Source organism: Lentzea sp. CC55 (assembly GCF_021056325.1).
Lineage (GTDB): Bacteria > Actinomycetota > Actinomycetes > Mycobacteriales > Pseudonocardiaceae > Lentzea > Lentzea jiangxiensis.
In genome coordinates this window covers 275,473-288,309 of record NZ_JAJCXE010000046.1, presented here as the reverse complement: position 1 = coordinate 288,309, position 12,837 = coordinate 275,473, and the positions used below count along the sequence as shown (strand labels likewise).

The window sequence follows — 12,837 nt, the reverse complement described above, 5'->3', positions numbered from 1 at the left end:
AGGCATCACTGGGACGGGTGACAGAACCCATGTGGTCGTTTTCGCGGCCATACCTTCGGGCAGCAGAGGTCTTTCGCGCGGCGTGGAGGTTCGTCATGCACAGGTTCCCGGCCCTTGCCTTGAGCGCGGTGGTGCTCCTGACGACGAGCACCGCCGCCACAGCCGGCCCTCCCGACCCCCTGGCCGGGTTCTACGCGCAGCCGGTCGGGTGGGCGCAGTGCGGCGGGAAGCTGGCCGACCTGGAGTGCGCCACGCTCGTGGCGCCGCTCGACTACACCCAGCCGGCCGGGGAGCGGATCAACCTGACGATCAGCCGCAAGAAGGCGACCGAGCCCGGCCGCAGGCGCGGCGTGCTGTTCACCAATCCGGGTGGACCTGGCGGATCGGGGCTCGGCCTGCCGCTGTTCCTCGCGAAGTCCGAGGTCGGGAAGGTCTACGACGTGATCGGCATCGACCCGCGCGGCGTCGGTGGCTCCACGGCGCTGAACTGCCGCACCGCGCCCGCGATCGCCACACCGGAGTCGCGGCCCCCGGACGGCGAGTTCGGCAAGTGGGCGGCCGAGGCGCGCGAGGCCGAGGAGGCCTGCCAGAGGTCCGCCGGCGGCATCCGGCAGTTCATCAGCACGCCCAACACCGCACGGGACATGGACGTCGTGCGCGGCGCCCTGGGCGAACACAAGATCAACTACCTGGGCTACTCCTACGGCACGTACCTGGGCGCGGTGTACGGGACGTTGTTCCCGAACAGGCTCGACCGCAGCGTGCTCGACTCGGCCGTGCACCCGGAGTGGATCTGGCACGAGCAGTTCCGCCAGCAGGCCGTGGCGTACAGGATGGACGTCGAGGCGTGGGCCGCGTGGGTGGGGCGGCGCCACGAGAAGTTCGGCCTGGGCAAGTCGCGCGACGAGGTGCTGGCCGAGGTCGAGAAGGTCGCCGCGAAGCTGCACGCGGCACCCGTCGGCGAGTACGACCGCTCCGCCTTCGACGGCGCGGTGGGCGTGGGCTCCCGCTACCGTCCGCTGTGGTCGGACCTGGCGTCGATCGTGGTCCAGCTGCGGTCGGGGGAGCAGGCGCAGAACGCCGAGGGTGCCAAGGCCGGCCAGGTGCTCGCCAACACCGGTCTGCAGGACCTGCGCTCCGGCGTGTTCGACACGGTCACCTGCGAGGCGGACTGGCCGACCGACCTGCACGTCTACTACGAGAACATGCGGATGTTCCGCGAGCGCTACCCGTACGGCTTCGGCATCGTGCGGGCGGCGCCGATGACGTGCACCTTCCGCTCGTTCACGCCGCCGGAGCCGCCGGTGAGGATCAGCCGCAAGGGTTACCCGGTCGGCGTCGTGGTGCAGTCCGAGGGCGACACGCAGACCCAGTACGCGAGCGGGCCGGCGATGGCGCAGCGGCTCGGGCACAACCTGGTCACCGTCGTCGACGAGGGCAAGCACGGCCTCTACAACGGCGGCAACGCGTGCGTCGACGCCAAGGTGAACCGCTACCTGGTCGACGGGGCGCTGCCCGGCAGCAGCTCCGAGTGCGCCGGGGATCCGCGGCCCGAGGTGCCGCAGGACGGCCAGGGCGGCGCGGCTCCCGCGCTGTCCTCCATCCGGATCCAGGCCTACCTCGACGGGCGCGGGCTGAGCGCGGTGCGGCCGTAGAAATGTGGAAGCGCCCGACACGGAGCGTGTCGGGCGCTTCCCTCTCCCCGGTCCCCACCGGTGGTTCCACTCTGAACTGTATTGAGACAAAAATCCACGTCAGCCACCCTTTCGTGTCACAGTGTCGCGGTTGTGGGGCGATGTGATCCGCGAAACGATCAACGGGTCGGATCTTCACTCACCGCAACTTCGTTCCAGGAGGGCCCGTGGGCTCGCAAATCACCGAGGGCCTGGGCCAGGCGTGGGCGATGGTGGCCACGTTCGTGCCGAAGCTGCTCGGCTTCCTGCTGATCCTGGTCATCGGCTGGTTCATCGCCAAGGCGCTGGCCAAGGGCGTCCGGTTCCTGCTCCAGCGCGTCGGCTTCGAGAAGCTGGTCGACAGGTCGGGGCTGAGCGGCGCCATGCGCCAGTCGTCGATGGACGCGTCCGGGCTGATCTCCAAGATCGTCTACTACTTCGTGCTGCTGATCGCGCTGCAGCTGGCGTTCGGCGTCTTCGGCGCCTCGAACCCCGTCAGCACGCTGCTCAACGAGGTGATCGCGTACCTGCCGCGCATCGTCGTCGCCGTGGTGCTCGTGATCGTCGCGTCGGCCATCGGCACGGCGCTCAAGGGGCTCGTCACCGGTGCGCTCGGCCAGCGCTCCTACACGAAGCTGCTGGGCAACATCACGTACGGCTTCGTCATGGCGCTCGGCGTCATCGCGGCGCTGAACCAGCTGGGCATCGCGATCTCGGTCACCATGCCGGTCCTGATCGCCGTCCTCGCGACCGTCGCCGGCGTCGTCATCATCGGCGTGGGCGGCGGCCTGGTCCGCCCGATGCAGCAGCGCTGGGAGGGCTGGCTGACCCGCGTGCAGGACGAGGCGCGGTCGCAGTCCCCGATGCCGCGCGCCTCGCAGGAGATGCCGCAGACCGTCGGCGGCCACCCGGGCGACGCCCCGACGCCGCCGCCGGGCACGCCGATGACCGGCAGGTAGTTCCCGTCTGCTGGAAGGGGCCCGCGCAAACATCACGCGCAGGGCCCCTTCTTCGTGTTCCGGGGGTTCTCCAGTTCCGGTCCAGTGTGCGCACGGAGCCTCGTAGCCACCCGAACTGTTCCGTCGCGGTGGAGGACCAATGAAAGCCCTTGTGCTGTCCGCGGGCGTGCGCCCGGCCGGGTACTCGCTGCCCAGGCAGATCGTCCCCATCGCGAACAAGCCGGTGCTCGAGTACGTGGTCGAGAACCTGAGGGACGTCGGGATCACCGAGATCGGCCTCGTCGTCGGTGACCACGGCCAGGAGATCTCCGAGCTGTTCGGCGACGGCTCCTACCTGGGCGTCTCGATCACCTACATCAGGCAGGACCTGCCGCTCGGGCTCGCGCACTGCGTCCGGATCGCCCGGCCGTTCCTCGGTGACGACGACTTCGTGCTCTACCTCGGCGACAACGTGCTGGTCGAGGGCATCGGCCAGATCGCGGACGAGTTCGCGCGGCTGCGCCCGTCCGCCCAGGTGCTCGTCGACAAGGTGGAGGACCCGCGCCTGTACGGCGTCGCGGAGGTCGACGAGAACTCGCGCGTGACGCGGCTGGTCGAGCACCCGCGGGAGCCGCGCAGCGACCTCGCGATGATCGGCGTCTACTTCTTCACACCCGCCATCCACGCCGCCGTCGACGCGATCGAGCCCTCGTGGCGCGGCGAGTTCGAGATCACCGACGCCCTGCAGTGGCTCGTGACGCACGGACGCGACGTGCGGGCGCGGATGTACTCCGGGTTCTGGAAGGACACCGGCAGGGTCGAGGACATGCTGGAGTGCAACCGCGAGCTGCTGATGAGGCTGCGGACCGACATCCAGGGCGTCGTCGACGACGAGTCGCGGCTGATCGGCGACGTCGTGGTCGAGGAGGGTGCGCGCGTCGTGCGGTCGTGCATCGTCGGTCCCGTGATCATCGGCGCCGGGACGCTCGTCGAGGAGTCGGTCATCGGGCCGTACACGTCGATCGGAGCGGACTGCCGGATCACCGAGTCCGGGGTGGCCGGCTCGATCGTGCTGAACGAGGCCTCCGTGCACAACGTGTCGGGCATCGAGACGTCGCTGATCGGCCGCCGGGCCCGCGTGGGGTCGGCGCGCCAGCACCGGCTCGTGGTCGGTGACGGCGCGCACGTCGAGGTCGCCGCCTAGCCGCGGATCCAGTCCTGGAGCCGGTCGCACTCCTCGGCGACCGCCTTCTTCCTGCTCGGCGGCAGCTCGTCGAGGTGGTCGACGGTGATCGTGCGGTCCTTGGTGACCGCCCAGGTGGCGGCGACGTAGCCGTCGACGAGGACCGTGGGCTTGCCGCCGATGACCACGCCGAGGCGGTCGTCGGCGATGACCCGGCGGCGGTCGGCGTGGGCGAGCAGGACGTTGTCGAACTCGGGCAGCAGCCGGACCGGCAGCGGGGTGTCCGCGTCGGGCCGCGGGGCGTCGGGGAGGTCGAACAGCTCCTTGCCGCCCTCGGTGCGGAAGGTGACGAGCTCCGGCCTGAGCTCATCGAACGTCGCGCTGAGCTTCGTGAGGCCGGACCACTGCTGGGCGTCCATGACGGTGGCGGGGCCGAAGGCCTTCAGGTAGCGCAGCACCAGTTCGCGCTTGTCCATCGCCTGCTGCGGCCGCCCGAGCCAGTTCTCCAGCGTCGTGCAGACGGCACGGCCGCTGCGGTGCCACAGCCCGCGCGGCGGGAGCTGCACCAGGGCGAGCTTGTTGCGCAGGGCGTTGCCGAGGACGGTGTGCTCGCGGTCGGGCCAGCGCTCCCGCAGCCGCCTGCCGGCGTCCGCGGTGCCCTGCGGGGTGTCGTCGAGGATCTCGCGCCCGGCCTCGGCGACCTCGTCGAGGTCGAGGCCCCTCAGGCGGGCGGCGAACGGGCCGCTCCGCAGCTCGCGGTCGAGCCGGAGCTGGGTGTGGGGCCTCAGCCCGAGCGCGTCCCGTGCGCTGACCAGGTGGATCGTGCCGCGCATCAGCAGGACGCGGACGGCCTCGCGGTGGGTCAGCAGGTCTTCCAGCTCCCGCGGCTGGAAGTCGTGGATGCGCGTCCACAGGCCGACGTAGGGCGACTTCGGTTCCTGGGCCTGGATGCCGACGAGGTGCTCGATGGCGGCGAGCGCGCTCTTGCCGGCGCGCTCGCGCAACATCTGGCGTTCGATCAGCGCTCTGTTGAGCTGGTCCTGGCTGAGGGTCCCCATCGGGACAGGTTAGAACCTGATGAACGCGAAACCGGTGCCGTTCGGGCGTTCTCCGTCGTGGACGACGAGCAGGTTGAGCTTGCCGAGGACGATGTCGGCACCGTCGGAGTGCTCGACGTCCTTCACGCGGAAGTCCCTTAGCGGCACCATGTCGGCCTTGCGGTAGGCGACGAACCGCGAGTCGCCCTGGCTGGAGGCGAGCAGCACGTCGTCCGCGATCGTGAGGCCCTCGGCGTCGGCTTCGAGCCACTTCCCGCCGAAACCGGGGTTCGGGCCGTCCGGTGCGCACTCCTCGGTCTCGGGGTCGTACTTCTGCGGCGCGCCGAACGCGCGAACCCTGTCCACGAGCTGCGGCTTGCCGAAGCCGTTGGCGCGCAACGGGATGCGCCAGATGCCGACGTCCTCCTGCGCGGCGTACAGGGTGTTCGTCCGCTCGTCGATCACCATGCCCTCGACCTGCGGGCCCTCGCCGGGCTCGCCGCACACGGTCCAGCTCTTGCCGTCCGGCAGCGTGAAGGTGCTCGGGAGGTCCAGAGTGGACACCTTCCTGGTGTCGTACGTCCTGCCCTTCTGCACCTGCAGCAACGCGATGCTCGTCTCGTTGCGCCGGCTCGTCACGACGACGTCCTTGCCCTGGACGCGCCCGGCGGCCAGGCCGTAGACGGTGTGCTGGTCGTCGACCTCGGCCTCGGTCCGGCTGAAGACGGGCTTCGTCGCGGGGTTCGTGACGTCCCGCGCGCCGTGCTCGTCCACCTGGAACACCCGGATGCGGTCACGGCCGCGGTCGCTGACGAACGCCAGGTCGCCGAGGACGTCGACGTTGTTGTAACGGCCGGGTTTGGCGTCGGGCGTCGGCGGCTGCGGCGCCGGGAGGACGCCGATCGTGCGGCCGTTGAGGTCGAACGCCGCCAAGCCACCTTCCTTGAGCGTGCCCAGGACCACACTGCGCTCGGTGTCGCGCGGGTTCACCCAGATGGCCGGGTCGTCGGCGTCCGCGGGCTCCTCGAACGTCTGCGTGATCACCGTCGGTGTGACGACGGGCGGCGAGGGAGTGGTGAGGAACAAAGGCACGAGCGCCAGTGCTAAGGGAGATGACATGGTGGGACCGTAGGGAACACCGGTATACGGCGACTGAACCCCGGGGGAACAAGTCGTGTGGTACGAGATGGGATTGACGATCTTCGGCCAGAAGATCGCTTACACCGAGCTGGTCGGGCAGGTGCTGGCGCTCGCGGTGGTGTTCCTCGCGCAGCGGCGGTCACTGCTGACCTGGCCCGTGCAGCTGGTCTCCGTCGCTTTGCTGTTCACCGTCTACATGTCGAGCCACCTGGGCGGCCTCGCGACGCGGCAGATCGTGGTCGGTGCGATCGCCGTCTACGGCTGGTACGCGTGGGTGCGTCGGCGCGACCCGGTGTTCGGCGTGGTGGTGCGCAAGGGCTCGTGGCGTGAGCGGGTCGCGGTCGTCGGCGCCTTCGTCGTCGGCACGGTCGCGTTCGCGCTGGTCCTGGACGCGCTGGACGCCTCGTGGGCGCCCTGGCCGGACGCCGCCATCTTCGTCGGCACGATCCTGGCGTTCGCGCTGCAGGGTCTCGGCCTCGTCGAGTTCTGGCTGGTGTGGCTGGTGGTAGACGCCGTCGGCGTGCCGTTGCAGATCCAGTCGGGCCTGTACTTCAGCGCGCTCGTCTACGTGATCTTCGCGGGCCTGGTGGTCCACGGTTTCATCGACTGGAACCGCACCGCCCGCCGGTTGACACAGGCGGCAAAGTCTCCCCTATGAGGGGACTGTTGATCGCTCTGCTGACCGCTGTCTCGTCGCTGGTAGCACTTCCCGCCGCCCAGGCCGCTCCGCAGCCTCGCACCGGGTTCGAGCTCACCGGCGAGTGGACCACCGAGGCCGGGGAACAGGCCTACCTGCGCGCCACCGGCCTCCCGGTCTCGGAGATCGGGACGACCGCGCAGGGCCGCCCGATCCAGCTCGTGCGCGTGGGCTCCCGCACCGCGCGCACGGTGGTTCTCTTCATCTGCTCCCAGCACGGTGACGAACCCGCCGGCCGTGAGGCGTGCCTGATCCGCATGCGCTCACTGCCGCGCACGTCGTCCGTGACGTACCTGTTCGTCCCGAACGCCAACCCCGACGGCCGCGCCGCCGACACCCGCGGCAACTCCGACGGCATCGACGTCAACCGCGACCACCTGCTGCTGCGCACCGCCGAGGCCCGCGCGATGGCGTCGGTGATCCGCGACTGGAAGCCCGACGTCATCCACGACCTGCACGAGTTCGGCCCCTCCGCGCCGTACTACGTCAAGGACGTCCTCTGGCTGTGGCCCCGCAACCTCAACGTCGCCGACGGCGTGCACGACCTGTCGGAGACGTTGTCGCGCTCGTACGTCCGGCCCGCGGTGGAGGCCGCCGGCCGCACCTCCGGCGTCTACGGCGTCTACGTCGACCCGGTGACCGGCGAGCCGATCCGGCAGGTCGCGGGCGACGGCCAGGAGCGCATCCTGCGCAACACCGGCGGCTTGAAGCACGGCATGGGCCTGCTGGTCGAGACCAACGTCGACAACACGCCCGCGTTCCGCGTCGAGTCGCACCTCGCGGCCCTCGACGGCACCCGGTCGTTCGTCGACGGGAACCGCTCGGCGATCGAGGCCGCCACCGCCGCCTCCCGCGCCGTGCGGACCGGCCCTGTGTACTTCGGCGGCGCGGACAACCAGCCCCCGGCACCCGAGGACGTCGTCTCACCCCAGCCGTGCGGCTACGCGCTGACCGCCGCCGAGTTCCTGACCGTGCGCGACCGGCTCGCCCTGCACGGCGTCACGTCGCAGTACCTGAGGGGCGGCGACCGCATCGTGCCGGTGCGCCAGGAAGCCCGCCCGATCATCCCGCTGCTGCTCGACCCGCGTGCCGACGAACCGCTGTTCAAGGCCCGCGTCGTCGCACAGTGCTAGACGCTCTAACTGATATATCGCCCTCAACTGATATATCGGTTGCCTGACCTGGCCCTTGCAACGAGACTTTTGACTTCGTCCGCAAAAGACTCATTGCAAGGGCCCGCGCACCGATGGACACCGATCTGGCCGAGCGCATGGAGCGCAACCTCGCCGAGCACGCCTGCCACCTCCACCGGCACCTGCCGGGCGGCACCGTCACGGACACCGGTGACCTGCTGGTCGCGGACAGCGGCCTGGCCGACGACACGTTCAACATCGTCACCTCGGCGCGCTTCGCCGACGCGGCGCGCGTGGCGGAGACCGTGAGCGCGGTGAAGGCCACCGGCCGCCCGTTCTCGTGGTGGGTCGGGCCGGGCTCGCCCGGACTGGGCGCGCTGCTCACCGGCGCGGGGCTCAGCGCGTCCGAGACCGAAACGGGCATGTGGCTCGACCTGGACGGCCCGCTGCCCGGCGCGCACGCCGGTGGCCTCGACGTCCGGCGGGTGTCCACCGCCGACGAGCTGGCCGACTACGCCGCCGTGCTCGCCGCCAACTGGGACCCGCCCGCCGAGACCGTCCGCCGCTTCTACGCCGAGGTGGACGGGCCCGCGTTGCGCAGCCGGGCCCGCTACCTCGTCGGGTACGTGGGGGACCGGCCCGTGTGCACGGCCGAGGTGTTCCTGCACGCGGGTGTCGCGGGCATCTACAACATCGCGACGCTCGCCGGCGACCGCCGCCGCGGCTACGGCGGCGCGATCACGGCCGCCGCCCTGCACGTCGCCCGTGACGAAGGTCTCCCGGTCGCCGTGCTGCAGGCGTCCGCCGACGGCGAGCCCGTGTACCGACGGCTCGGCTTCACGCCGTGCGGTCACTTCACCGAGTACGCCCTCAACGGTTGAGGGGCCGTTCCGCAGCAGCGGAACGGCCCCTCAGATCGTTTCTGAGCCCTTGAGAGGGCTCCGGTGGCTACGCCAGGCCCGCGTCGGACGTGGACGGCCCAGCGGCCTGCACGTCGTCGATGCGGTACTTGCGGGCTGCCTCGACGACCTTCGACTGCTCGACCTCGCCGCGCTTGGCCAGGGCGGCCAGCGTGGCGACGACGACCGACTCCGCGTCCACCAGGAAGTGGCGGCGGGCGGCCGGGCGGGTGTCGGAGAAGCCGAAGCCGTCCGTGCCCAGGGTCGTCATGTCGGTCGGGACGTACGGGCGGATCAGGTCCGGGATCGCCGACGCCCAGTCCGAGACGGCGACGACCGGGCCCTGCGCGTCCTTCAGCACCTGCGTCACGTACGGCACGCGCGGCTCGGCGTCCGGGTGCAGCAGGTTGTGTCGGTCGGTCTCGACGGCGTCGCGGCGCAGCTCCGAGTACGACGTGGCGGACCACACGTCCGCGGAGACGCCCCATTCGTCGGCCAGCATCTGCTGGGCCTTGAGCGCCCACGGCAGGCCCACGCCCGAGCCGAGGATCTGCACGCGCGGACCGCCGGTCCGCGGGCCCTCCTGGTACCTGTAGAGGCCCCGCAGGAGGCCTTCGACATCCAGGTTCTCCGGCTCGGCCGGCTGCACGTACGGCTCGTTGTAGACCGTCATGTAGTAGAAGATGTTCTCGGCGTTCTCGCCGTACATCCTGCGCAGACCGTCCTTGACGATGTGCGCCACCTCGAACGACCACGCCGGGTCGTACGCGATCACGGCCGGGTTCGTGTGCGCCAGCAGCAGCGAGTGGCCGTCGGCGTGCTGCAGGCCCTCACCGGTCAGCGTGGTGCGGCCCGCGGTGGCGCCGAGCACGAAGCCGCGCGCCATCTGGTCCGCCGCCGCCCACAGGCCGTCGCCCGTGCGCTGGAAGCCGAACATCGAGTAGAAGATGTAGATCGGGATCATCGGCTCGCCCTGCGTGGCGTAGGACGTGCCGACCGCCGTGAACGACGCCGTGGAACCCGCCTCGTTGATGCCCTCGTGCAGGATCTGGCCCTGCTCGGACTCCTTGTAGGCGAGCATCAGGTTGGCGTCCACCGAGGTGTACGCCTGGCCGTTCGGGTTGTAGATCTTCTGCGTCGGGAACATGGAGTCCATGCCGAACGTCCGTGCCTCGTCCGGGATGATCGGCACGATGCGCGGGCCGATCTCCGGGTCCTTCGCGAGGTCGCGGACGAGCCGGACGAACGCCATCGTCGTGGCGACCTCCTGCTTGCCCGAGCCGCGGCGGACGCCCTCGTAGACCTTGTCGCCCGGCAGCACCAGCGCCTTGGACTTCGTGCGGCGCTCCGGCACGAACCCGCCCAGCTGGCGGCGGCGTTCCTGCATGTACTGGATCTCCGGCGAGTCCTGCCCGGGGTGGTAGTACGGCGGCAGGTACGGGTCGGCCTCGAGCTGCGCGTCCGAGATCGGGATGCGCAGGCTGTCGCGGAAGCCCTTGAGGTCGTCCAGGGTCATCTTCTTCATCTGGTGCGTCGCGTTGCGGGCCGCGAAGTGCGGGCCGAGCGAGTAGCCCTTGATGGTCTTGGCGAGGATGACGGTGGGCTGGCCGACGGTCTCGGTCGCCGCCTTGTAGGCCGCGTAGACCTTGCGGTAGTCGTGGCCACCGCGCTTGAGGTTCCACACCTCGTCGTCGCTCATGGCGTCGACGAGAGCCTTTGTGCGCGGGTCACGGCCGAAGAAGTGCTCCTTGACGTACGCGCCGTCGTTGGCCTTGTAGGTCTGGTAGTCGCCGTCGGGCGTGGTGTTCATCAGGTTGACCAGCGCGCCGTCGCGGTCCGCGTGCAGCAGCGCGTCCCACTCGCGGCCCCAGACGACCTTGATGACGTTCCAGCCGGCGCCGCGGAAGAACGACTCCAGCTCCTGGATGATCTTGCCGTTGCCGCGCACCGGGCCGTCGAGGCGCTGCAGGTTGCAGTTCACGACGAACGTCAGGTTGTCGAGCTGCTCGTTGGCCGCGAGCTGCAGCAGGCCGCGCGACTCCGGCTCGTCCATCTCGCCGTCGCCGAGGAACGCCCACACGTGCTGGTCGGACGTGTCCTTGATGCCGCGGTCGCGCAGGTAGCGGTTGAACCGCGCCTGGTAGATCGCGTTCATCGGGCCGATGCCCATGGAGACCGTGGGGAACTCCCAGAAGTCCGGCATGAGGCGCGGGTGCGGGTACGACGGCAGGCCGCCGCCCGGACCGGCGTGCGAGTACTCCTGGCGGAAGCCGTCGAGCTGGTGCTCGGACAGGCGGCCCTCGAGGAACGCGCGGGCGTAGACACCGGGGGAGGCGTGGCCCTGGATGAAGACCTGGTCGCCGCCGCCGGGGTGGTTCTTGCCGCGGAAGAAGTGGTTGAAGCCGACCTCGTAAAGCGACGCGCTAGACGCGTACGTCGAAATGTGGCCACCGACACCCACGCCGGGACGCTGCGCCCGGTGCACCGTCATCGCGGCGTTCCAGCGGATCCACGCGCGGTAACGGCGCTCCACCTCCTCGTCACCGGGGAACCACGGCTCCCGCTCGGTGGGGATGGTGTTGACGTAGTCCGTGCTGATCAGCGACGGCATGCCGACCTGGTTCTCGCCCGCGCGCTCCAGCAAACGCAGCATCAGGTAACGCGCCCGCTGCTGGCCACCGCCCTTGAGCACCTCGTCGAACGACTCGAGCCACTCGGCCGTCTCTTCGGGGTCGATGTCCGGCAGGTGCGCTGCCAGACCGTCGCGAATGACACGTACCCGCTCGGGGCCGGTGTTCTGCGGGCTCAAGGTGTCTCCTCGGCTTCGTTGGCGGTACACGCGATGGCCCGGAAAACCGTGCCACGCGCCCCTATCGTTGTCCTTGCGCGACGACTTCGTCACCGCTACTGATCGGTAGTTCTGGATCGTGTCACTCACGCGCGCGCGATAAGAGGTATGTAGAGCGTGCCTCATGCCAGTGTAGGTGCTTCGACAGGGGTGCCTGTTACGGCGTGTCACGTGGTCAACAGTTGCGCCGGAGGTAGCCGACAGTGTTCGCTAGCCGGAGTAACGGACTTCAGCGGCAGTCTTAGGGCTGTCGCTCTTGCGTAGTTGGAGGAGTGAAAACCGTGGTCGCCGCGGAAGACGCCGGCAGGATCGGCGTCGCCGAGAAGCTCGGGATCGAACCGGGCATGGTCGTCCAAGAACTCGGCTGGGACGAGGATGTCGACGACAACCTCCGTGCCGCCGTCGAGGAGCAGATCGGGGGCGACCTCCTCGACGAGGAGGCGGACGAGACGGTGAGCGTCGTCCTGCTCTGGTGGCGAGAGGACGACGGCGACCTGGTGGACGCTCTCCTCGAGGCCACCGGAGTGCTCGCCGAGGACGGCGTCATCTGGGTTCTCACCCCGAAGACCGGCCGTCCCGGCCACGTGGAGCCGGCCGACGTGGCCGAAGCGGTCCCGACCGCAGGCCTGTCGCAGACCTCGAACATCAGCGTCGCCGAGGACTGGGCGGGCATCCGCCTGGTGTGGCCGAAGTCGGCCAAGGCGAAGCGGTGATCCCCAGCTGACATAGGGTTCGGTCCACGGGCGTAGGTCCGCCCGTGGTCCTGTGCCTTGCTGGAGGGGTCGTCCCATGGCGGTCGAGGTCGGTTCGGAAGCCCCGGACTTCACGCTCAACGACTACAACAAGCAGCGCGTGACGCTGTCGTCGTTCCGCGGCTCGAAGAACGTGCTCCTGGTCTTCTACCCGTTCGCGTTCAGCGGAACCTGCCGCGGCGAGCTCTGCCGGTTGCGCGACGAGATCTCGGCCTACGAGGCCTCGGCCGTGCAGGTGCTGGGCGTGTCCGTGGACTCCCCGTTCGCCCTGAAGGTGTGGGCGGACCAGGAGGGCTACCAGTTCCCGCTGCTGTCGGACTTCTGGCCGCACGGGGCCGTCGCGCAGTCCTACGGCGTGTTCAACGAGGCCGCGGGTACGGCGCTGCGGGGGACGTTCCTGGTCGACGTGTCGGGCGTGGTGCGGTTCGCCGAGGTGAAGTCGCCGGGTGAGGCCCGCGATCAGGACGTCTGGAAGAAGGCCGTAGCCTCGTTGGAGGCATGATGTAGCTGTACCTCCCCGGTGGTTGGCGCCGGGGT

The 12,837-nt window shown here is 69.9% G+C and carries 11 protein-coding genes; 8 read left to right on the top strand and 3 right to left on the bottom strand.

Annotation, left to right across the window (positions count from 1 at the left end):
• Positions 1–95 precede the first annotated feature (95 nt).
• The 3 genes from L6E10_RS30655 (at position 96) to L6E10_RS30645 (ending at position 3,815) form a co-directional block, all read left to right on the top strand.
• Complete coding sequence (locus L6E10_RS30655; protein WP_236223633.1) at positions 96–1,655, top strand: alpha/beta hydrolase; 1,560 nt, start codon at positions 96–98, stop codon at positions 1,653–1,655.
• A 206-nt stretch (positions 1,656–1,861) separates the two neighbouring features.
• Positions 1,862–2,632 carry a hypothetical protein gene (locus tag L6E10_RS30650; RefSeq protein ID WP_236223632.1) on the top strand — a complete coding sequence of 257 codons (771 nt, stop codon included), beginning with the start codon at positions 1,862–1,864 and terminating at the stop codon, positions 2,630–2,632.
• A 139-nt stretch (positions 2,633–2,771) separates the two neighbouring features.
• Complete coding sequence (locus L6E10_RS30645; protein ID WP_236223631.1) at positions 2,772–3,815, top strand: glucose-1-phosphate thymidylyltransferase; 1,044 nt, start codon at positions 2,772–2,774, stop codon at positions 3,813–3,815.
• On the opposite strand, the gene L6E10_RS30640 is transcribed toward L6E10_RS30645, so the two are convergent.
• The gene (locus L6E10_RS30640; RefSeq protein WP_236223630.1) at positions 3,812–4,852 is read right to left on the bottom strand and encodes a winged helix DNA-binding domain-containing protein; all 1,041 of its coding nucleotides are present in this window, start codon (positions 4,850–4,852) and stop codon (positions 3,812–3,814) included. The genes L6E10_RS30645 and L6E10_RS30640 overlap by 4 nt on opposite strands.
• Before the next feature lie 9 nt (positions 4,853–4,861).
• A complete protein-coding gene (locus L6E10_RS30635) occupies positions 4,862–5,950 on the bottom strand; it encodes a phytase (RefSeq protein ID WP_236223629.1) in 1,089 nt (362 codons plus the stop codon).
• Positions 5,951–6,017: 67 nt separating this feature from the next.
• Between L6E10_RS30635 and pnuC the strand changes: the two genes are divergently transcribed.
• From pnuC to L6E10_RS30620, 3 genes are all read left to right on the top strand, one after another.
• A complete protein-coding gene (gene pnuC, locus L6E10_RS30630; protein ID WP_090100843.1) occupies positions 6,018–6,629 on the top strand; it encodes a nicotinamide riboside transporter PnuC in 612 nt (203 codons plus the stop codon).
• Complete coding sequence (locus L6E10_RS30625; RefSeq protein ID WP_236223628.1) at positions 6,626–7,801, top strand: M14 family metallocarboxypeptidase; 1,176 nt, start codon at positions 6,626–6,628, stop codon at positions 7,799–7,801. Before pnuC ends, L6E10_RS30625 begins: the two co-directional genes overlap by 4 nt.
• 113 nt (positions 7,802–7,914) lie before the next feature.
• A complete protein-coding gene (locus tag L6E10_RS30620) occupies positions 7,915–8,682 on the top strand; it encodes a GNAT family N-acetyltransferase (RefSeq protein WP_236223627.1) in 768 nt (255 codons plus the stop codon).
• 67 nt (positions 8,683–8,749) lie between these two features.
• Here the strand turns inward: L6E10_RS30620 and aceE are convergent, their stop codons facing one another.
• Positions 8,750–11,509 carry a pyruvate dehydrogenase (acetyl-transferring), homodimeric type gene (gene aceE / locus L6E10_RS30615; protein ID WP_236223626.1) on the bottom strand — a complete coding sequence of 920 codons (2,760 nt, stop codon included), beginning with the start codon at positions 11,507–11,509 and terminating at the stop codon, positions 8,750–8,752.
• Positions 11,510–11,829: 320 nt separating this feature from the next.
• On the opposite strand from aceE, the gene L6E10_RS30610 reads away from it, so the two are divergent.
• Together L6E10_RS30610 and L6E10_RS30605 are read left to right on the top strand one after the other, a co-directional pair.
• Positions 11,830–12,261, top strand: coding sequence for a DUF3052 domain-containing protein (locus L6E10_RS30610; protein WP_090100657.1), 432 nt, complete (start codon positions 11,830–11,832; stop codon positions 12,259–12,261).
• 76 nt (positions 12,262–12,337) lie between these two features.
• The gene (locus L6E10_RS30605) at positions 12,338–12,802 is read left to right on the top strand and encodes a peroxiredoxin (RefSeq protein WP_236223625.1); all 465 of its coding nucleotides are present in this window, start codon (positions 12,338–12,340) and stop codon (positions 12,800–12,802) included.
• Positions 12,803–12,837 lie beyond the last annotated feature (35 nt).